The sequence below is a fragment of the Legionella sp. genome (genome assembly GCF_965140895.1).
Taxonomy (GTDB): domain Bacteria; phylum Pseudomonadota; class Gammaproteobacteria; order Legionellales; family Legionellaceae; genus Legionella.
Genome location: NZ_CBCSKT010000134.1, coordinates 20,822 through 41,649, shown reverse-complemented (window position 1 = coordinate 41,649; position 20,828 = coordinate 20,822). Strand labels below are relative to the sequence as shown.

Below are 20,828 nucleotides of genomic sequence, written 5' to 3'. Positions count from 1 at the left end.
AGTCAACTTACTGGTGGTAAAAAATTATACTGTTAGCTAATTCGGAATTAATCGATTATTTGGTGCGGAATCTGAGTACATTACTTCGTTGCGCTGAATTTATGCGTGATCATTGGGATAATATTACTAATAATTAATTATTACTATCAATATAGTGTACTCTAATTGTAAGCAGGGAATAATAAGCATCCCTGAGATGTTGGTTAAAAAATCTGGTTCGGTATAGATCAATAAGATTGAAAAAATGATAAATATGGCACCCATCATTTAATATTTGGATTTTTCATGCTGATATCCTTAAACTATTTTCGTTACTTATTATGCCGAACCTATATGAATAAACTAATCACGATATTATATTTTATTTCCTGAGGCAGATGGCATTGTTTGAACCTGATAATTCTTCTGTCCATATGTGAATATTGCTAACAATACAGTCGTAATAGTCCTTATTTTCGGCTCTATATTCCGAACAGAGGAGAGATAAACTTTTGTTAGCCGCTTCAATTGCTTCACATAGATACCCATGTTGTTTAAACCAATGAGCATAACAATAATGGAAATGATAATAGGTATTATCTGCTTCAAGCGCTAACCTAATATTCTCCAAGGACTCATCAGAAAATAACTTCTGAGATAACTGATCCCCAGCCTTAACTCGAGCAGAGATAAAATTCAAATAAATGAGGTCATTATTGGTGTGATTTTTTTGGTCACATTCGTACCATAATTTGGCAATTCGCAGGATTTCAAAGGCACTGCTATTACTTGCTTTAAGTAAAAAATCATACCAGTATAAAACCCATTGATTTTCAGGTTCAAACTCATAGGCTTCCTTGACTAAAGAAAGTGCCTGTTGGCATTCACATTGAGTGTATAAATTATGGGCTTGCTGCACTAATTCAGTGACCGACATTCTCATTCTATTATTTTGAGAAGACATCTCTATTCTTAAGATAGGACAATCGTTGCGACGTGTTACATATTGCGACAATGGAATGTTCGTTTTTTTTGAGCTGACAAAAAGTCCATATTGATTCATCACTTTTTTGCTTGCTCTAGTTTCCCTATCATCGCGCTGAAGTACAATATTTTCACGTTTTTTTTTAATTTCTCGGATATCCTGAGTCTCTAAGAGACTCGCATGATAGGGTGTTTTAGCCCTCCCTCCTTTATCTTCAGCACTTACTCGGCTAAATAACGTTAGATTATTCATGGCCGGTAATTTATACTGTTTTTCTGTTAAAGCATCTGCAAGTGTCTTTAAAAATGAACCTGTTCGTTTCTGAAAAGCAAAGCTACTAGGTTCGCAATGTGCACAGAGATAACGGGTTGAGTGCAAGTCCAGTGTGACGCAATAGACTTTATAACCCTTCTCTTTTTGAGAATATGAAAATAGCTCATTATCTAGAGTGCTCACTATCCATTGAATCATTTCTGGCCTCTCAAGAGCTCCCCACAAAGCGCGTTCACTGTGATGATAGTTCTGAGTAAAGGTATTTGTTCCTTTTTTGTAATAGGTATTGATATCATTATGGGTATGTGTAGGCGAATGACGAAGAAGAGAAGTTAAGAAAACTGAACTTCGCTCAAACTTAAGTCCATTGCCTGTTATTTCATCAAAATCATAAACCGTTGTTACATGAGAAATATATTGACTTTCATACTTAATAGGAAAGGTGAGAAATTTGCGGGCATGAGGCCCTTCTTTTTGATGAGGACGGTCTGTGACTACAAAGCCTATGTTTGCTACAACATAGTTGGGTATGGTATTAGTTGTACCGTAATCGCGCGATTCTCGCTCCTCGTTTTCCAGTTTTCGTAATTGAAAGTGGAGATTATCCCCTTCTACCTTAACAATTTTATGAGCTTTTTTACTTCCATAAAATAAATCAAAGCTCTCTACCCAGTGAAGCCGCCCTTCTTTTTCATTGCACTCATCAAGATTAAGCTTACTGAAATCCTCCAATCCAATGCCATCGTCTTCGATTTGAGCCTGTTGAGTCGGAATATATTGATGAGAACTATTAGATGATGAAGAGCCGGACTGATGCACCGCCCCTGTATTTTCTTTCATATTGATTCCTTTGTTTCTTTTTTATTAGGCCAAATAATGGCCGTCAAGCGGTGGACATTCACTCGTTAAGATGAACCCTCGTCAATCCTCTGGTTTTGTTCAGACAACATACCAAAGAAGAGACGTTATTCTATTTATCAGGTGCAGTTGCTACCGAAAGACAATCAGGACTGGTTGCGTTCTACACATCAGAAATTTGTGCCCACAGACGACCCCTAAATAGCCATATACTCGCCATGCAGAACATATTTTCGATTGATTGTACCATATACATGCATGAATTACTCTTTTGCCCATTTAAGTATTTAAATTCGGAAGAGGGCCTATGAAACAAGTGAAAAAAATGATGATGGTGAAGGGAAGTAATTTTGAGAGACCAATCAAAAATAGAATTAAGCATCGTATTTGGGGTACCAACTCTCTCAATGGAATTGAAAGATACTCTAAGAAATCAACTCTTTGAAAATGAATGAATTTAATTTCACGGTTTTTTATTAGAACGTACTCTTAAAGCGCAGCAAACAGATTTAAATTATTTATGGTTTTGCTATTATGTTGCATTGCTTGCACCATGCTCCCAGCATATTTAATTTTATCTGGGGTTGCTAACCATTGATATCCTGCATGGCATTCCCATAGAAGCTTGGTTCTAGAGTATCTAATCCAGACTTAAGAAGTCATAATTATTGCCGCCAAAACTAAGTGACTTCGCCAATAACCAATAACAGTTTCAAGACACTTAAGCAAATACAGAAATTTAATTTAAAAATAATCCTATTGAATCTCCTCAAATGATCATTTGATTTTAAAACTTCAGCCAACCTCGCTTGGATTAAATGTTCATAATCAAGACTTCCACTTCCGGTTGCGTTTTGTATACTTCCACGTACTTGTTTAGACATTTTCAGTGCGCATAAAATAAACCATGGGCATGTAGTATACCTACTGAAAATTAGGACTTAAAGTGACTATGTGATATATATTAGAGGCTAATTTAAAATCTCGCCCTTCTACCAGACTTTACGAACTTACCTCTACTTATCATCATTAACAATTTTTTGAATTTCTAATACATTAGCAAAAGCTTCTTTCATGGTTTTACCCAATTCATTGGTATGAGATCTTAAATTTTTATAGCTTTCATTTTGAGATATATCTTCAAACAAGCCCAGCTTTATTTGTAAATTAATAATGCATTGAACATGAATTATGGAAACTTTATTTAGGACTTACAAAGTTAGGAATTACCCTTTTCATGTATTCATCAAACAAAGGGACTGTAAACGCCATCTCTCCATGACTTGGGCTATAAATCATGCCCTTTTTAATCAACTTATCTCTTACTGGACCTAAGCTAGATACATTTTTTTTTAATATATCTGCAATATCTCCAGTTCTCTTTGTTTCACCAGGTGCAATTTCAGCCATACCCCTCAAATAGTTTTGTTCACTAGGAGTTAACCTATCAAATCTAACTCGAAAAAAATTCTCATCTAATCTTTTAATTACCAAAGAAGTAGCATCCTTTACATCTTGTAAGTCTATAGGGGAATCTTTAGCATGATTCCATGATTGATAACCCCACTCCTGTAAAAAATAGGGATATCCTTTGGTCAATTCATATATTTCATTTAAGGCATCGACTGTAAACTCCACATCCACTTCATTTACGGGATCTTGAAGCGCTTTATTTGCGTCTTCTTGAGACAATGGCCCAATATTTGGAAATTGGAAAAGACGCTCCGCATACGATTTTGAATCCCCAGCTAGGGCGGGAAGTATAGGTAGGCCTGCACCTATCAAAACCAGGGGTAAGCTTTTCTGTTGCATTTTATGCATTGCCATTATCAAAGCGCTAATTTCACCAATGCTAAAATATTGAATTTCGTCTATGAGAATAGCAACTGCAGCATTGCGCTCCTCAGCCGCCTCCGCAAGTGCGACAAATAAATTAGGTAGGTCAACCTCTATATCACCACTATCTGCCGCCCCTAACTCTGGGTCTATACCAACACCGAATTCTACATCCCCAACTTTAATTTTTATTGTATTTATAAAACTTTTTAGAACGCCTAGGCCTCTACGAACTTTATCACCAACACCAGCAAGCCTATCAAGATCATAAAATAGTCGCCTTATATGAGGAATCAATAATGCGCCTAATGACTTCCCTTCATGTGCTTCTATTAAAATAGTTTTATATCCTGCACTTACTGCCTGTCTTTCAATTTCGTTAAGCAATACGGTTTTACCAACACCTCGAAGTCCGGTAAGTAAAAAACTTTTTTCCGAGCGCTTCTTTAAAATTCTTTGTAGTAATATATTGCTTTGAAAAAGAATTTCTTCCCGACCCACGAGCTCGGGTGGTGGCGAACCTGCGCCAGGAGAAAATGGGTTTTTAATGGGATTCATAATTTTATATCCAAATATATCTATCTATAACCAAGTATACTAGATTTCAAGTATAAATTGATATACTTTGTTATAGGTTTACTAGTCCTATTCCTAGTCGTTAATTTAATACTAGATGGACCGGTTTATTTGGGGGGGCACTACACTACTGACATCGACTTAGAAAAGTCACAGTTTACTCTCCCATGCTAAAAACAAATAATATCAATAGAGTGTACGCTATTGATATATCTTGAGCCTCTTTTGGGGTAGCAGCTAAATGATGATAGAATAAAATTTGTTCATTGCCAGTTTGGGCTGGATATGCGGTAAAACTCCGAATAGCAATATCGATTCCCTCCCTAAGCCCATTTGCAAAATAATATAAGTGCCGTCGATAATGTTATCACGCCCTAATAATTAATGTCTGAAATAATGTTTACTATAATAAGGAAAGTAATCTTTTTTAGGGAGATAACTATGAAGCAAATAATATTTGATAGGATCATTGAAGAAATATTAGAGCCCTATTCTTCTAAAATAATAAACAGCGTTAAACAATTTAAGGACGCGACTTATTCACATAAAACATATTTAAATGATAATAAAATCTTTATTTTGACTATGGATCAAATTAGTGTGCGCAATTATGAGGGATGTACGAATGAACATTATAAATCTGAGTATATTTCTGAAAAGCAAAAAATGTTAAAAGACTTTATATCAACCCTTAGACCCAATGAATCACAATTCCCTGAATTTTGTTTAAAATTCCCCCCAAAGCCCTAAAGGACTTAGCGTTCCGGAACTTGCGCTGTGAGGAAAAACAAAGCTCAATCCTTACGCATATTGAAATCGTTTCATTGTAGTTACTAAAACAGTGAGAGTAGGCACTCAATTTGACCTCCGGACGGGAGCTTGGTAAAAAAAGAGGGGTTGGCTTCCATATATTGTGCGCTCTACGCCATAGATACACCATTTTATTAAATTTTTTCAAAACCCAACCATTTCCATTTGGATTAATACTGTCAAAGATCTCCTATATAGGCAAGTTCTATATCTTAAACTAGTTAATTATCTCGTCAAAATGTTGAATTAGCGGCATTTGATAATTTAACCATATTTTTTAACATGTTTGAGCTTTAATTTTCTGATGAGAACTATAGTAGAGCAGGGTAGTAAGTAAATTCCCCGTTTTATTTACTCTTATAAAAATAAATTATTCTAAGATATTCGTTTTCGTCCCAAAATGCTTGAATAAATGTATATATATTGTATAATTATACTGTGTATATACATATTTGGAGTTATCATGTCTACTGTTACTTTAACAAAATGGGGAAACTCAATCGGAATTAGAATTCCCTCTGTTATCATTAAAGAAGCTCATTTACATCCTGGAGAAGAATTGGAAATTAGAGCCGACGAAAAGGGAGTGCTTACATTAATCCCAATCAAAAATCAGCAGGAAGGATGGTTAGAGCAATTTAATGCTGTTGTAGATGATAGTAGTGATGAGGCTCATTTAAATCTAAGTAATGATTTCGATATGGATGAATGGACATGGTAAAAATAAAAAGGTTTGATGTTTTTTTAGTAAATCTCGATCCTACAATTGGTTCTGAAATAAAAAAAACACGTCCAGCAGTGATTATATCACCAGACTCAATGAATTTAAGCAGGCTAAAAACAGTTATAATTGCACCGATGACAAGTACAATCAAAGACAATTTTCCAACAAGAATATTGACGGAATTTAAAGATAAAAAGGGGCAGATAGCGCTAGATCAGCTAAGATCAATTGATCGAACTCGTATTGTAAAAAAATTAGGCGTAATTGAAAGGGAGGCCCAAAATAAGGTGTTAGATCTTTTATCCATAATATTTCAAAAATAGTTTTCTTTGGGAAAAAGGTAGCGCAGTATTTCATGTGCCCAACAAGAACACTAAAGTATGATTAATCTCATTAATCATGGTTAGTCTAGCTAACGTATTCTATGAATTTTTTAAAATAATTCAATTCCATGAGTTGTTGTTAGAAAATAACTCCAAGAATGATTTTCCAAGGTGATATTTCTGCGCTTTATTTAATAATTTGTCTTTGGAAAAATCATTATCTAGCAATGGCTTGGCCCATAGCATGAAGAAATCATCATCGGTTAAAATTCTTCTAATGTCTTCATTTTTTTCTTTTAGAAGGATTTCAATAGCGCAGGCAGTTATCCATTTTGTAGGTTGAATCAAACCTTGGGAAATAGAATCAATAGAGTTTGCGGATAATAATTTGTCTTTGTTAAAAAGCTCCCGAGCATTTTTCTGTAACTTTTCTGTTTTCATATAGATATCAATAAGTTCAGAAAAGATCTTTTTAATTTGTGGGGAGTAATCCATTTTATTTTTATCAGAAATCCCAATTTTATTCAGTAAATCAAGGGCTTTTTCTTTATCATGCTCGGGAAGTTTTTGGCAGGTAACTTTTAGTTGATGGATAATTGATTGCAATATAGGTTGATAAATGTCCATTTCAATGTGATTGTCCGTGGACATAATATTAATTTCGGTAATACACTCAATTAAACTGTTGGGCAATCTCATTCGAAAGTCGGTTTGTTCATTTAAACCCACCAATCCAAATTGATCATTAATGCACCGCATGTTTTGCATGTACTGCAAGAGCTCCGATTTTTGAACCGAGCTTAATGCGGACCATCCTGAAAACTCCTCGGTGTTATCTGCAGAAAATGATCCATAAGTAATGCTCTTATCCACTGATAGAACATAGATTTTAGGGCTTTTTGATAAATTTCGTTTTACATTAAAACTTAGGCTTTTCATCTGTTGTTCTCTTCATTTAGATACATTGGATCATAAATGAATAAAATACTTAATTCAACTTTAATTATCTACAAATAAGATAATAAATGTTGACAAAAAAACGATTTATTAGCATAATGATCGTGTCCAAAGGGACAATTGAAAACAAATGGAGCTTTATCATGAACAATAAAATTGTTGCAATCCAAGTTAAAGAAAATAAACGCATAGACTTTTTACCTGGCCATATAGGAAACCATTTTTTGCGCTTTGAAAACGCAGTCTATTATTTTACAAAAAAATTCTGTCTGGAATATAATGGCGGTTCTTGGGATTTTTTGAATCTTAGTAACGGTGGTTTTTATATCAAGCCTAATTCTGATGAGCGTTTTTCTCTTTTTGTAGAAAGCAATCACTACGAAGGCACGGTCACATCTGATGCTCTAGGTATTATCACAAGCCTTTTTTCACTCAATCAAATCGTATTTCATGACAACTCTGAGATCCTAATTGATAAATATTATTTCCTACGTGATTTTGCTCTAGAACATAAAGAGCGGGAATCCATTTTAAGTGCAATTGACTAAGCATGCGGCCCCTTCGGAAGAGGGGCTTAAAGGCCTAGTGTGTACGTAGCCCCCGTTTGCAGTCAACTTTATGGGGTGTTATTCGTCCATCATGGTTTTAATTTATTTTCTTTGGGTTTTTAATTAGCTCAGATTTGTTATTCCTAATTCCAGGAAGCTCTCTCATGCATTAATTTAAATCATAAAAACTGTTTTTTGAGTAAAAATGACAACTATATTATGCAAAAGGGAACTAATGTTGTCCGAAAACAGGGTCTACGTACACACTAGGGGTACAACGGTATTATTTTGAATACTATTTATGAAAAAATGCTTAAAGAAGGGGTTAGCCAAGACATTATTGATGAGTTTATTAGAATATCACCTATTGCTTGGGCGCATATTGCCTTTACCGGAAAGTACAGTTTTAAAAAAAGTAATGGTGATATTAATATTGCAGCAATGGTTGAGGAACTGGAAAAACATTTAAAACAACATTTTTGGAAAGTTACTTAAGTAATGCGCACATTTTTAATTATTTGCAATAAAATTACGCGGATTGTTTGGCCAAATCTTGAAATCCCACTTTTTGTCAGTTCTTCCACAGGACCCCCACTAGGCCTTTTAGGGAATGTTTGAATTTCCACCACGCTAAAATAAAGGCGTATAGTGATTATATTGCATTTTTCAATCATTACTTTTTAGGGAATGTTTTTTGTATAAATCAACCAAGCGATCCTCTATATCCCTTATGGGGCATTGTGAATTTGCTTATGTTACATTTACACAGGAATGTGGTTAATACCCTAAGCACTACTTTCTCAATTGTATTGAATTAAATAATGAAGAATATACAAAATTTCATAATGAAGTAAAGGATTATAGGGATAGATTTTTAGCTCATCGAGAACATTCGCCTTTAGAAATTGATAATGGGGATTTAATACATCCAGAGTTAAAAATTATACAAAAATCCCTAGAAGCCTTCTATTTGTTATTAATTAAAGTAATAACTACATTTCCTCCAAGGTCGGATGGTTCTAATAAATACAAAGTTTCTTATTTATTAATGAGTTCTCATGCAAATATTGAGGAGTTTGCTCAGCGCACTTTTCCAAATTTTGATAATTTATTCACCAAACCCATTTAACAGCTCCTAGAATGGTAAGATAAAGAACTCAACTGACATATCCGATTATTCTATTTAAATAATCGGATATTTATTGGAGTCTAATTTTAATGTTTTTGTAACGCTTTGATTTTATCAAGAGATAATCCTGTTACTTTAGCGACAAAAACAAGATCAGATCCTTCATCAAGCATCCTCTTTGCAATTTCGAGTATGCCTTCATTTTTACCTTCTGCTTTTAGTTGTTCCGCTAGGCTCATAATTTTTTCTCCAACTTCATGTGATATTTGAGTGTCAATTAACTTAAAAAAAGCGTCCTTGTCACTTAATTCACCGCGTTCTAACAAATATTGTAACACAATTGCAATGAAATCGCGCCCACCTGCTTGGTCAAGCTGATGTAAGGATTCAGTAATTTTTTTCAACCACGGCATAATATCACGTGCAAAGATATGTTTTAAAGCAAACTCCATGACACCTGCCCAGGTATGCTGTTTTAGTATTTCATCATCAATTTGTCCTAAATCAATGAGTTGAAATGGTTTTAAAAAGTACCTCTCTACTAAGGCTTGAGGGGCATCAATTAAATCACCTAGATTTGTAGAAAATGGGTATTTTCGTTTTCCATGATAGATAACCAAGGGATAAATTAAAGGGATTTTTTTATCATTTTTTGTGTCATGTGTTTTTAAATGATGATCAATAATATTGCAGATGTATTTGAGCATTCTAAAAGGCATTAATTGATCTGGAGTAGATTGATGCTCTAAGAGCAAATAGATGTAGGCTTCATGGCCTTCGATCTCGGTTTTAAATAGGACATCAACGGCTGATTCTTTGCGCACATCATTAATATGCGATCGTGGCTGTATTTCCAGTTTTTCAAAATCAACACTTTGGCAAATCTCACCTGGCAACCAGGACATTAAAAAATCACGAGCAACACGTTTGTCCATCATGGCAGTACGAAAGAACTGATCGTGTGCATTACTAATATGGTTGTTATTTTTTTTAGTCATAAGTAATCGCTGTTTGTTACTTCCAAATTTGGCCTAAGTTTGCTTCAACACACAATACACACCATACAGCATAGGGGATTGGCTGATCTCCACTTAGCCAGCGTCTAATTGTCCGATCCGTAGTATCGATTTTGCGAGAGAATTCAACGCCTGACCATCCCACAATTCCAAGAACAGTCTTTATTTCTTCACCAGTGGGAGCTTCCCATAATTCTGCTTTTTGTAAGCACTCAGGGCGGACATTGCCCTGAGTATTGTATGAATTAAAGTGTTCCATAATATTCCTTTAGATTAAATTAAGCTCCATTAAGGAGAGTATTTGATTGTGACCTACTATAAAGTGGTCGACTAATCTGATATCAAATAAATCTAATGCTTCTCTTATTTTCAAAGTTGCTTTGATGTCTTCTTGACTAGGCTGAGCATCACCTGACGGGTGGTTATGCGCTAAAATAATCGCGGTAGCATTCAGGTTGAGGGCATCTTTAACAAATTCCCTGGCACTAATAGAGCAACTATTTACTACACCTGAAAATACTTTCTTATATTCAATAAGTCGGTATTGTGTATCGAGATACAACGCAGTCATGTGCTCTCTTTCACATGCTTCCAACTGAAATCTTAAATACTGCCTCACTGAAGCCGCACTGTTAAAACGCACATCTTTTGCTTTTAGCTTTGAATCAAGTATTTCTATTGCCTGTTTTATTGTATTTCTTTCATCTACAGTCAAATGATGCATTTTACTTCCTTGCCTAATTACCCAGAGCAATTTGCCCGGATTTCATAAATATTATAGGACAAATTGTCCTATATGGCAAACGTTATTTGAGTTGAAAGTAATTTTTTTAGGATAAAAGTACTCATGCACGTTGATTTAATATAAAGCCACGTTCTTTCCAAAGAGTTTTCTCAAATAGTGAAAATACTCTCTTCAAGGGATAAATTCGTGACCCCAATAGCTCTTAAGCACTGCATAAACAAGATTGCGCTAAAAGTTCCACGAGACATACGCCCACGTAAATCTTCTACGCTAATAGTGACGTTTATTTCTTGTAATTTATTTACTAGAGCCGGATAGTCCATTCCACGTTTAGCTAGTTCTACTTTCAAGGTTTTAGTAACCACCTTAGCCCAATAGGTTTTATCAGATTTCATTTAACAAACCTTTTATAAATTGTTAATTAACAATAAAAAATACATTAAAACAGTTAAAGTTGCAAAAAAATATTTACTTCAATTGCTTTTATGTTATGATAGTTGCATATAAACAACTATCATTGTAAGTGGAGAAGGTGCGTATGGAAAATAACACAAACAAATACAGTCCTAATGTAGCGCTTATACGTGAAAAAGGGATTCGCGTTGTTCGAGGAACCATTCCTCGCATGGTTAGAAATGAACTAATGAATGGGGTTAAAGAGGGAGCCTTTGGTCGCCTTAAAAAAGATCAATTAAAACCAGAAATTTTTTATCACCCCGATCATAAAAATGAAGCAGTTCAGCATCAATTTGACGAGGCGTTACGGGCAATAAACTGTATAAGTAAGGTAGTTTTGGGGTCTCAGGGAATGTAAGCCCCGAAAAGGGCTTGATAATCACTCGTTACTTAGGTAACTCGTTTGAGGGAGAGCAAAAATGAATGTAGTTGAAAATAATTATTTGGAATGCGCTATAGATCCCAGAGAGGAAATTCAGACAGCAAAGAATCATACAATTGATTTATCAACCTTACAGCTTCTTGATTGGAAACAAAAACTACTTCTTAATGAAAAATCAGTGACACATAATTACATTGAAATTCATAAACTAGCGAGTTACGGATATGATTATACGGATCTCGTTCCCTTGCGTATAAACTTCGCAATCTACTTTAATGTTGAAACTGAACTATATGGCACACAAATACAACAGGAACTTACCACTGAGCGAGGACACAAATACCTGCATCACCGGTTTTATGAAGAGTCTAAGTCTCTTAAGGATATTTTGCAGAGCACTTTAAAACGCCATGTAGAATTAGGAAATGAAGTTGAAGCAATGCTTTTCCCCGATTTTGATCGCTTATTAGAGACATGCGAATAAAAAGCTAATTTTATAATACCAATTCAATAGTACGATTTGTTATGATGGAAAAACGGTACAGGCGGGGACGCCGATGACCGTGACGTGATAAAGGGTGGCTTAGGCTGCCCTTATCTTTATCAAAACACTAATCACGTCTTTAAATATCCCGGGGCTTGGGGCAGGGCCCCAAATTATTGACTTGAACGTTTATCCAAAAGGGGTTCTATTCCATCGTTCCTAACGTGCCATTTTATAGTTTGCGACCACAGTATTGTTCATCAAAATATTTAATCAGTAATTTCCTGAATGTTCCGCGACTCATTCCCAATGCAATTGCCGCTCGGCTTTGATTGTATTTGTAGTACGCCATTGTAGCTTTTAACAATGGGGGTTCGATTTGCTCCAGAACCATTTGGTGTAAATCAATAACGTTGTTTTTACCTGATTCTTCGATGTGCCGAACAATCACATTCCTAATAGTATCGGCTAAAGAGGTATCTCTAGTTAGAGTTTCATTCATGTGTTATCTGTTCCTATTTAAATATCCGGTGATTTGTTTTTGCGACATTAATCCAATGAGGTCAAAACTACTTAAAACCAATTAATTAAAAATGAAGCAGTCCAATATAAAAAAATCGTAGGGAAAATTGCGCCGTGAACCAAGCTTTTCAAGTATTCAGTAGCTGGGGCAAGAGCATTATGTGGATTGGCTATTGCCGCTCCAGTTTGATTATAGGTTATTAAAAGAATTATAGTAATCGCAATTACAAAAGGTGTGCTACAAAGCTTTTTTATCACGGTCATCCTTGTTTTTATATATTTAGTGTTATCGAGAGGTTACCATTTTTTAATCAATTGAAAAAACAGAAATTGCAATTCCAACTAATCCTACGATCATCATAGCCTGAAAAAATGCTGCAGGATGATTAAATAAAAGATGATTTCCAAGTTGGTGTGAAATCACAGCGCCGCTCGCAGTAGCCACTAAGGGCAGTACAATACTTCTGCTTGCTGATTTCAAGATTTGAACCGCTGCAGCAAACTCAATGAAATAGGAGAGGCCCGCACCTAATGATTTTAATTCGGGGTCGGTAAGAAATTTAGTTAAAAATACCAGTCCAATAAATGATAATCCAAGAGCAATAAGATTTCCGACTATAGGCCTGACATTACACATTTTAATGATGCGGTTAATTATTAATTCGGAGAATGTGGGTTTTGAACGTTTTGTTTTCAGTGTCTGTTCGGTGTCGACTTGTTTCATCCCATCGTCAAATTCGGTTAAGGTATGTTGGGCTTTGAATGAGATGTCGTGTAGTTCTTGTTTGAGCCGTTCGTACTCTTGAATTTTTTTCTTTTCATCAATCTGGCGCTGCAGCTCGTTGATGTCTTTATCAGTCACTTGAAGTGCATAATCCATTTTAACCTCCCAGTAATTTTTCCTTTTGATAGAGAAAGGCACCGACTAGGGTTGCTCTTGATAACGAACCTAACCCGGAGTTTTCTATATCAGCACCTAATCTCACTAAATTCCTAAATCGTACTGCATTCCAATCATCGCCGAGCATCTTTTTTATATTGACCAGGTGACTTTCATTTCTTGTTTTTGATTCAAGAAATGTTTTGCCCACAGTAAATAGAGCATGTTCTTTACTTACTTCGTCATCCAGCAGCGTTTTTATTTCTTCGAGTATTTCCGTGAACACCGAAGAATCCATGTACCCTTTTGAGGTGAGCACTAACCCACTGTACTCGGCATACATCCCGTTAAAAAATTTACTTCGCGAATAATACTTTCGCTCTTTTGTTTGGTTGATTGATAATCGATTCACTACCCTATTTTTTTGACGGATTAGTTTTTTTTAACAGAGTCATGATTGAGATTATTCTCAATAAGCCTACGATGCTTTTCTTCAATTAACGAAAATTCAGCTTCAATAATTTGTTCATCTAATTCGAGCAATTTATATTTCTTTGCCAATTTCGTAATTTTTTCAGCACGCTGTTTATCAAGGTTGTCCAGCCTTGCTTGAATTTTACTGAGTTGATCGAGTAATGCTTGTTTTTTCGTGTTTGCTGATGCGGACTTAGTATTCATCATGTAACTATCCCTTTTATTTTTAATTTATATTAAATCCCGAACGCCTCACTGTCAATAAAAAAACGATGAGCGAAGCGAACCATTCATTCATCCTATGCGCACTTATACATTGCTATGCAATGTGAGCGCGCTATGGTACATTAGTACTTAAAGACATTGAGTGAAACCACCAGTCCCTCAGGTTACTAAAATACCATGGCTATTTATCACTATCATCGCGAAATAGGTAAACGAAGCGCTGGAAAAAATGCGGTGTTTGGGGCCGCCTATATTCGTGGTGAGAAACGAACGTGCGATCGAACCGGTGAGACGAAAGACTTCAGTGATAAACCCGCTGTGGTGTACAAAAATACCTTCCTACCCGTAGATGCCCCTACTTGGGCCTTAAGCCTACGCAACAGTTCGGTCATTGATAGTGAAGGCAAGAAACACGCTGATTTAACGGGTGAACAATTTTCAACATATGCCTGGAATCAAATTGAGTTTGCTGAAAAGCGGGTTGATTCTCAAATATATTTTCATGAGGATTACGCCCTTCCTAATGCCTTAACTAAAGAACAAGCGATTGAATTGGTTGATGAGTTTGTCACGAATCACTTAGCGATTCATGGTGTATTTTGTGATGTCGCCATTCACTGGGATGAGAACAATCATCACTTTCATGTGTTGATGCCGATGCGTGCGTTAACCGATGAAGGTTTTAGCAAAAAAATACGTCGCTCCAAATCAGAATTGGCTCACGAGGTGAATCGAATTCGTGAAGCTTGGGCTGTGTGTGCGAATGATACAATGCATGCGTTGGGAATTAATGAGCGCATCGATCATCGAAGTTATGAAGCGCGTGGTATCGATTTAATTCCTACAGTAAAGGTTGGAAAGTTCGGCCATTTTCCCGATCAAAGCATTGCTCTGCGTAAGCTGCAGGAAAATGAGTTAATTAAAGAAGTAAATACCCAAGCCATCCAAAATAACCCAGCCATCTTGTCGTGCAAGATTCTACAAGAACACACCGTATTTGATTCAGACGCTGTGGTTCATGAAATTAACCGCCATGTGATTTTAGAACAGCTTCATGCGAACGAAGAACCGATTGGTGAATACTCCGATCCCATTATTGAACGTTTACTGCAAAGCATTCAAACAGAAGATGGCATTTTTAATGAACGAGCCTTGAAACGAAAAGTGTTAGAACAGGTTCGTTCTGAAGATGAATTTCAACGAATTTACACACACATTATTTCGCATGAGCACATCATTTCACTGGGTTTAGGTGAGGATGGACGTGAGCATTATGTTGGGCGAAGTGCTTTTGATTTAGAAAATAATTTACTTAAAACAACCCATGCGTTGTCTCTGCGTTCGACCTTCAAGGTATCGAAAAGACTGGTACGCACTGTGGGGGCCAAGTATGGTTTAAACGCCGCTCAACAACGCGCACTGTATCATTTGACCCGCTCAGGAAATGTGGCTGTTGTCTGTGGTTATGCAGGAACGGGTAAGACATACATGCTCAAAGCGGCGAAGGAAATTTGGGAGCAGTCCGGATATAACTTGGTGGGTGTGGCAACCGCAGGCAAAGCGGCTTCTGGCTTAGAAATTGAAACAGGAATTAACTCAAAAACGATTTATGGTTTTATACGCGCCGTGCAAAACAACACCCTTACTGTGGATGAAAACACCATTTTAATTATGGATGAGATGGGAATGACTTCGCTGGATGATATGAGTGCGGTACTTAATATTGTACGTGAGCGTGGGGCTAAATTTGCAGGGGTAGGTGACATCGAGCAAACACAACCTGTTGGTCGCGGCGCACCTCAGCGTGCGATGGTGGAACTACTCGGGGCGGTCTACCTTGATACGATTATCCGCCAAAAGGTGGAGTGGCAACGTCAAGCCACCACCTATTTCGAAACCAATCAAACCGCATTGGGTTTTGATTTATATGAACGCCATGGATGTGTGCATTTACATCAGACCGATGAACAAGCAAAGCAAGAACTTATAGACCGATGGTATACGAATTACCGTTCTCAAAATAAACTGCCGCTTAGTGAATTTATCATGGCCGCCTTTAAGAACGAGACGGTAAATGAGTTAAATAGAATGGCACGTGCGACCTTGGTAGCGCATGGACTCCTTGAACAAGGTACTTTAGTCACCACGGAAACCGGAGCCATACCTATTGCAGTACACGACCGACTGGTGTTCACTGAAAACAACAGTAAATTTGGGGTGAAAAATGGCAGTTTTGCCACCGTGTTGTCCTTTTCTGCAGAGACGAATCAATTAACGGTGCAATTGGATGGTGGCGCTCAAGTTAACCTTGATTGCACTGAGTACCGTAAATTTACCTACGCTTATGCCTCGACAGTACATAAACTGCAAGGGCATACAGCCACGGAGTGTCATGTCTTGGTGGACGGCCAGGGTTGGGACCGACATAAGTTTCTGGTTGCAGCAACCCGTCATAAACAGTCATTGACCATTCATGCCTCTGGGGAGCAGTTTAACGATTTAGCCCATCTGAAAGAAACAGTGAGCCGACATGGGCTTAATGATGTATTGACTGATTTTCCTGTGACCTTTGCCGAACGTCGTGGCTTTGATGTGGAGTTCGTCGCTACCAAAGCAGCCCTGGCACTTCAAACTATGAAGCGCCGTGTCTTTAGCCCCATCAGTTATTTATTTAATTACCAGACTGCACTGGAGCAAGGCACATCTTCGTATGAGTTATCGCTGAGCGAGCTGGAATCGCGACGAAGAGATGCGGTGATTGTTGCTGAATTTTGCGATAACCGTCAGGAGTTAGCGGCTCTGCTTAATGAGATGAAGACGCAGAATGACCTGGATAAGACCGTCACACAAGGTTTAGTTTATGCCATACAACAGCGCAACGGGGCTATTGCCGCCAAGATTGAAGAACATCCTGAGCGTTACGCCATGGCTTTAGAGCGCAATCGGGTAACTCGTGAGCATGTGGCGAAGGCCTTTAAGTTCCATCAAGGCCATCAATTAGTTGCCTCGTTGTTAGACCAGCAGCAAAAAGCTCAAACCGTTGCCCCAGAAAAAGCCTTTGAGCTCGCTCATCAACTGAAAGCCTACTACGGGCATGTGTGTCAGCAACTGCCGGATAAGGAAGCACGCACCGCCTGGTTGCTGGAGATGGAATTGTCTGCAGACATTTATCGACGAACTCAAGCGCTCGATTCAATGGGACTTGGGCATCGCCCCTTAATCAATGCCGTTACTCGCTATAAAGCACTGGATCAATCCATTGGCGCTCAGATTAAAGCCCTTGCTACGGCAACCGCTCTTGAGAAAAGCGAATTATACCGTGATGGTGTTTTACGCGATAAGCTAGCCTATGAGCTGGCAGCAAACCCACATTTTGAGAAGATTATCGCCCATTTTGCTCTGCAGCCGGAGCGTGTTCAAAAGCATGCAGACAAATATCGTGACCGACAGTATGTGAAAACGTTTGCTGAATATGAAGCCAGTTCGAAAACCCAAGGCAATCTCATCAAACAAACAGCCGCACATCGAATTAAAAGTGAGCCCAAGCGCTTTGGTATTTATGTTGATGAATTCTTATCTGAGGGCTGGAAGAGCATTAATATTGAAAATTGGTTGTATGAGCAGCGTAAGACAATCGCTCAAGGAAGCCCTGCATTAAAATCCAGTATTCGCAAAGTTCGCCAATATAAAGTAGCCGCAAGCAGTGCGTATGGCCAATGGCAAAAAGCAATCGCCCGAAGCCAAAAGGACTCACCTCATAAAAACAAAGGGTTTAAACACGCACAGGGCTTAAGCTGGAAACGCTCCTTATTAGCCCATGAATTGATGAGCGCCCTGCCCCGCCATGTGGCCGCACTGTCCATGGAAAAAGTAGATACGAATAAGTTGTATCGCCAAGCATTAAGTGTTGATTACTTAAACCGATATCGTGCCGAAACACGCGAGACGCTTAAATTACGTATGGCACATCACATTAATGAACACATCAAAGAATTCCAGGCAGGTCTTGCCGTTTTTGGTCTATACCAAGAAGTTAAAGAGTATGCCGCTCATTTCAGTTACCTTAAACGAATCAAAGAGGCCCCAGAGCAGGAGATTAAATCACTGATTCGCCTGGCGTTGGACTATCAAGAGAAAAAAAGAGAAGCGGGGCTTGTTTGGGGCCAGGTCAAAGCGCTCAAGCAGCTCAACATTGATACCCATGGGCTCGAACGGCAAGCAAAACAATTGATGAATCAACGTAATGCTGCAGCACATGCCGTGCTGTCCGCTTGTTCCAATCAAGAATGGCTCACTAAAAAAACCACCGGGATTAATTTAGAGGTGAGTAAATTACAGCGTGAAGCGGGTCAACATGAGGCTCATACGTTGATTATGCGCTATTTAGCAGCACCTCAAGAAATTAGAGAATCACTGGCATCCACAATTTTAACGAATAAAGCAGGCTACCACCTGGTTTTTGCTCACAATCTTTCATTTGAAACCCTAACTAAAGAAGCGAAACGGTTTGAGCAGGCACGCCACCTAAACGAAGTCTCCCAGAATACCGATAAACCCGTTGTTGCAAAACAACGTCCTGCTCTATGGGATATTGAGCGCATTACCCAGGCGTTAATGAATAATCCTATTGATACCTACACGGCTATTCTCGGGCAGCCTAAACATCACAAGACCAATCACCTGCGTTTTGATGGAGCCATTGTGGTCGCAACCAAAGGCAGTGATGCGGGCAAATGGTATTCGTTTACTGAAGAGGTGGGTGGTGGACCAATCAGTGCGATGCAAAAATACCTTAATCTGTCGTTTCCCGAAGCACTGGCTTATGGCGCATCCCTTGCTGGACTTTCGGATTTTGAGGCGAAAATAGCACACGATAAAATCCTCCCAGTGCGCCAAGAACCGAAGCCCGTCGCTGAGCCTAAAGTCAATAAAGGGCTTGCATCCGCTCAAAGTATTTGGAACGGGGCGCATGAAGCTTCCGGCAGTATTGCTGAACGTTACTTTGTGGAACACCGAAAAATCGACGATATTAACGGAATGGAGATTCGCTATTGGCCAAAAGGGGCTGCGTGGGTTGATTTTGATGAGCAAGGCGCACCCGTTACGCGGGTTAATAAACTCCCCGCAGCACTGATTGCTGGGCGTAATGCGCAGGGTGAGGTTGAATGCGTTCAACGTATTTATTTAGATGAAAAAACCGCTGGAAAGAATACTTTTTTAAAGGATGCCAAACTCACTAAGGGCAGTAATAAAGGAGCTCCTGGCGTTATTCAAACCGGTACGAACGGCATTTTGTACATCGCGGAAGGCCCTGAGACGGGTGCGACGATTGCACGTTTTGATAGGGATGCCACCGTGCTGGTTTCATTTAGCGTCAGTAATATTGCCAATATGGTTGAGGTGATTCAAAGCCACAACCCAACACGCGTTTATCTTGCCGCAGATAATGATGGGGAACACGCGTTATCCCGCATCACGACTGAAAAGGCATGCGCTACCTTGCGCGCAGCAGGCATTGATGTTCGTCTCGTGTACCCCAATGCATTGCCTGAAAAGCAAAAAACAGATTGGAATGACCTGGTGGTGGTACGCGGTCAAGAGGCGTTTAGGGTGGAATTTAAGGAGCAACTGGCAAAGACGCAATTCCTCTATGAAAAAGCAAGTCCTTGTGCCGGCACGCTTGGGGAGAACTTCTTTAAAACGACGGACACATCCCTTGATTTAAGCGATGTCCGCTTTGTGGATTCCATCGCCTACAAGGGGCAAAAAGTTCCCGCCCTGCTTGCCCCACGCACCAACAGTGCCGGCTTATTGTGTGGTGAAACAGTGTATGCGCTATCCGCTGATGGCAAAAAGATTTTAAGCGAAGGAACTAAGAAAGATGCTCCTGGATTTTATATGGCACAACGCGGCACAGGCGAGATGCTTATTATTGCAGAGAGCTTATTGAACGCTAAATTAGCGGTGCAAAGAAATCCTCAGGCAACCGTGGTGCTCAGTAAGTTCGAGGAGCATGGGCAGCTCCAGCATTATTTGAGCGAACAAAAGATTCATCCGACCAAAGTAGCCGTTGTGAGTGAACGTTGCGATCGCGATCAACAAATTCGGATTGCTCATTCCTGTGCTCGCTTTATTGAGGCAGGAGCAGAACTTTATTTAACAAACCAAGAGGCTCGAATGACCCAAATTAATCATGAATCACTTGAGAAGTCGCGTTTAAAAATGAGCTTCGAAAAACTCGTTAGCCTTAAACCGGCGGTGGTTGAAGCAGTTCAAACACCACAAGAACGATTAAATCAATTGACTAAAGAGCATCCTATGTTAAAGCAGTACGAACAGGATTCGAAAGCACGTCTCAAAGTAACGGGGTTTGCTCGAGAGCAAATGGAGAAGCAGCTCAATACCTTAGCCAAGGAACTGGCGAAAGATAAACACTTAATTGCCACCTTACAAAAGGAATTACCTCAACTGGCTCATGATATTAAGCACCGAACTCAAAACCTACAAAAACATCCCCGAGGGATTAAATGATGTATTGGTAGGTTAGGAAAGGAACTGCTTGTCTGCACTTAAGCACTCAGTTTTTTCCATGCAACAATGTCGAATTCACTGAAAATCCTGGGATGCTAAAACCAGCCTTAGGCTG

Annotated in this window: 20 protein-coding genes; 8 read left to right on the top strand and 12 right to left on the bottom strand. The window is 38.5% G+C overall.

Annotated elements, in window-relative coordinates; translation table 11 throughout:
• Nucleotides 1-361: 361 nt before the first annotated feature.
• The gene (locus tag ACQY7T_RS13020; RefSeq protein ID WP_428413954.1) at nucleotides 362-2,077 is read right to left on the bottom strand and encodes a hypothetical protein; all 1,716 of its coding nucleotides are present in this window, start codon (nucleotides 2,075-2,077) and stop codon (nucleotides 362-364) included.
• A gap of 1,218 nt (nucleotides 2,078-3,295) precedes the next feature.
• The gene (locus ACQY7T_RS13015) at nucleotides 3,296-4,489 is read right to left on the bottom strand and encodes an AAA family ATPase (protein ID WP_428413953.1); all 1,194 of its coding nucleotides are present in this window, start codon (nucleotides 4,487-4,489) and stop codon (nucleotides 3,296-3,298) included.
• A gap of 459 nt (nucleotides 4,490-4,948) precedes the next feature.
• Between ACQY7T_RS13015 and ACQY7T_RS13010 the strand changes: the two genes are divergently transcribed.
• The 3 genes from ACQY7T_RS13010 to ACQY7T_RS13000 all read left to right on the top strand — a co-directional run bounded on the left by ACQY7T_RS13010 (nucleotide 4,949) and on the right by ACQY7T_RS13000 (nucleotide 6,364).
• Nucleotides 4,949-5,257: a hypothetical protein gene (locus tag ACQY7T_RS13010; RefSeq protein WP_428413952.1), complete on the top strand. Its 309-nt coding sequence runs from the start codon at nucleotides 4,949-4,951 to the stop codon at nucleotides 5,255-5,257.
• Nucleotides 5,258-5,780: 523 nt separating this feature from the next.
• On the top strand, nucleotides 5,781-6,038 hold the full coding sequence (locus ACQY7T_RS13005; RefSeq protein ID WP_428413951.1) for an AbrB/MazE/SpoVT family DNA-binding domain-containing protein: 258 nt from the start codon (nucleotides 5,781-5,783) through the stop codon (nucleotides 6,036-6,038).
• Nucleotides 6,032-6,364 carry a type II toxin-antitoxin system PemK/MazF family toxin gene (locus ACQY7T_RS13000; RefSeq protein ID WP_428413950.1) on the top strand — a complete coding sequence of 111 codons (333 nt, stop codon included), beginning with the start codon at nucleotides 6,032-6,034 and terminating at the stop codon, nucleotides 6,362-6,364. The genes ACQY7T_RS13005 and ACQY7T_RS13000 overlap by 7 nt, the downstream gene beginning before the upstream one ends.
• 120 nt (nucleotides 6,365-6,484) lie before the next feature.
• Here ACQY7T_RS13000 and ACQY7T_RS12995 read toward each other — a convergent pair whose 3' ends face one another.
• On the bottom strand, nucleotides 6,485-7,303 hold the full coding sequence (locus tag ACQY7T_RS12995) for a hypothetical protein (protein ID WP_428413949.1): 819 nt from the start codon (nucleotides 7,301-7,303) through the stop codon (nucleotides 6,485-6,487).
• 161 nt (nucleotides 7,304-7,464) lie between these two features.
• Here ACQY7T_RS12995 and ACQY7T_RS12990 point away from each other — a divergent pair, with 161 nt between their 5' ends.
• Nucleotides 7,465-7,869: an antirestriction protein gene (locus ACQY7T_RS12990; RefSeq protein ID WP_428413948.1), complete on the top strand. Its 405-nt coding sequence runs from the start codon at nucleotides 7,465-7,467 to the stop codon at nucleotides 7,867-7,869.
• Between the two features lie 288 nt (nucleotides 7,870-8,157).
• Nucleotides 8,158-8,364, top strand: a complete 207-nt coding sequence (locus ACQY7T_RS12985) for a hypothetical protein (RefSeq protein ID WP_428413946.1) — start codon at nucleotides 8,158-8,160, stop codon at nucleotides 8,362-8,364.
• 720 nt (nucleotides 8,365-9,084) lie between these two features.
• Here the strand turns inward: ACQY7T_RS12985 and ACQY7T_RS12980 are convergent.
• The 4 genes from ACQY7T_RS12980 to ACQY7T_RS12965 form a co-directional block, all read right to left on the bottom strand.
• Nucleotides 9,085-9,996 carry an Rpn family recombination-promoting nuclease/putative transposase gene (locus tag ACQY7T_RS12980; protein WP_428413945.1) on the bottom strand — a complete coding sequence of 304 codons (912 nt, stop codon included), beginning with the start codon at nucleotides 9,994-9,996 and terminating at the stop codon, nucleotides 9,085-9,087.
• 16 nt (nucleotides 9,997-10,012) lie between these two features.
• Nucleotides 10,013-10,273, bottom strand: a complete 261-nt coding sequence (locus tag ACQY7T_RS12975; protein ID WP_428413944.1) for a transcriptional regulator — start codon at nucleotides 10,271-10,273, stop codon at nucleotides 10,013-10,015.
• A gap of 9 nt (nucleotides 10,274-10,282) precedes the next feature.
• The gene (locus tag ACQY7T_RS12970; RefSeq protein WP_428413943.1) at nucleotides 10,283-10,738 is read right to left on the bottom strand and encodes a JAB domain-containing protein; all 456 of its coding nucleotides are present in this window, start codon (nucleotides 10,736-10,738) and stop codon (nucleotides 10,283-10,285) included.
• A gap of 170 nt (nucleotides 10,739-10,908) precedes the next feature.
• Entirely contained in the window at nucleotides 10,909-11,154 is a 246-nt protein-coding gene (locus tag ACQY7T_RS12965) for a DUF6471 domain-containing protein (RefSeq protein WP_428413942.1), read from the bottom strand.
• A gap of 143 nt (nucleotides 11,155-11,297) precedes the next feature.
• Between ACQY7T_RS12965 and ACQY7T_RS12960 the strand changes: the two genes are divergently transcribed.
• A complete protein-coding gene (locus ACQY7T_RS12960) occupies nucleotides 11,298-11,573 on the top strand; it encodes a hypothetical protein (protein ID WP_428413941.1) in 276 nt (91 codons plus the stop codon).
• A 61-nt stretch (nucleotides 11,574-11,634) separates the two neighbouring features.
• Nucleotides 11,635-12,081 carry a hypothetical protein gene (locus tag ACQY7T_RS12955; protein WP_428413940.1) on the top strand — a complete coding sequence of 149 codons (447 nt, stop codon included), beginning with the start codon at nucleotides 11,635-11,637 and terminating at the stop codon, nucleotides 12,079-12,081.
• Nucleotides 12,082-12,313: 232 nt separating this feature from the next.
• Here the strand turns inward: ACQY7T_RS12955 and ACQY7T_RS12950 are convergent, their stop codons facing one another.
• The 5 genes from ACQY7T_RS12950 to ACQY7T_RS12930 form a co-directional block, all read right to left on the bottom strand.
• The gene (locus ACQY7T_RS12950) at nucleotides 12,314-12,583 is read right to left on the bottom strand and encodes a helix-turn-helix domain-containing protein (protein ID WP_428413939.1); all 270 of its coding nucleotides are present in this window, start codon (nucleotides 12,581-12,583) and stop codon (nucleotides 12,314-12,316) included.
• A 71-nt stretch (nucleotides 12,584-12,654) separates the two neighbouring features.
• Nucleotides 12,655-12,861, bottom strand: coding sequence for a hypothetical protein (locus tag ACQY7T_RS12945; protein ID WP_428413938.1), 207 nt, complete (start codon nucleotides 12,859-12,861; stop codon nucleotides 12,655-12,657).
• A gap of 49 nt (nucleotides 12,862-12,910) precedes the next feature.
• Nucleotides 12,911-13,483: a hypothetical protein gene (locus tag ACQY7T_RS12940; RefSeq protein ID WP_428413937.1), complete on the bottom strand. Its 573-nt coding sequence runs from the start codon at nucleotides 13,481-13,483 to the stop codon at nucleotides 12,911-12,913.
• 1 nt (nucleotide 13,484) lies between these two features.
• Complete coding sequence (locus ACQY7T_RS12935) at nucleotides 13,485-13,769, bottom strand: hypothetical protein (RefSeq protein WP_428413936.1); 285 nt, start codon at nucleotides 13,767-13,769, stop codon at nucleotides 13,485-13,487.
• 146 nt (nucleotides 13,770-13,915) lie between these two features.
• Entirely contained in the window at nucleotides 13,916-14,164 is a 249-nt protein-coding gene (locus tag ACQY7T_RS12930) for a hypothetical protein (protein ID WP_428413935.1), read from the bottom strand.
• Nucleotides 14,165-14,359: 195 nt separating this feature from the next.
• Between ACQY7T_RS12930 and ACQY7T_RS12925 the strand changes: the two genes are divergently transcribed.
• Complete coding sequence (locus ACQY7T_RS12925; protein WP_428413934.1) at nucleotides 14,360-20,713, top strand: AAA family ATPase; 6,354 nt, start codon at nucleotides 14,360-14,362, stop codon at nucleotides 20,711-20,713.
• The last annotated feature ends 115 nt before the right edge of the window (nucleotides 20,714-20,828 follow it).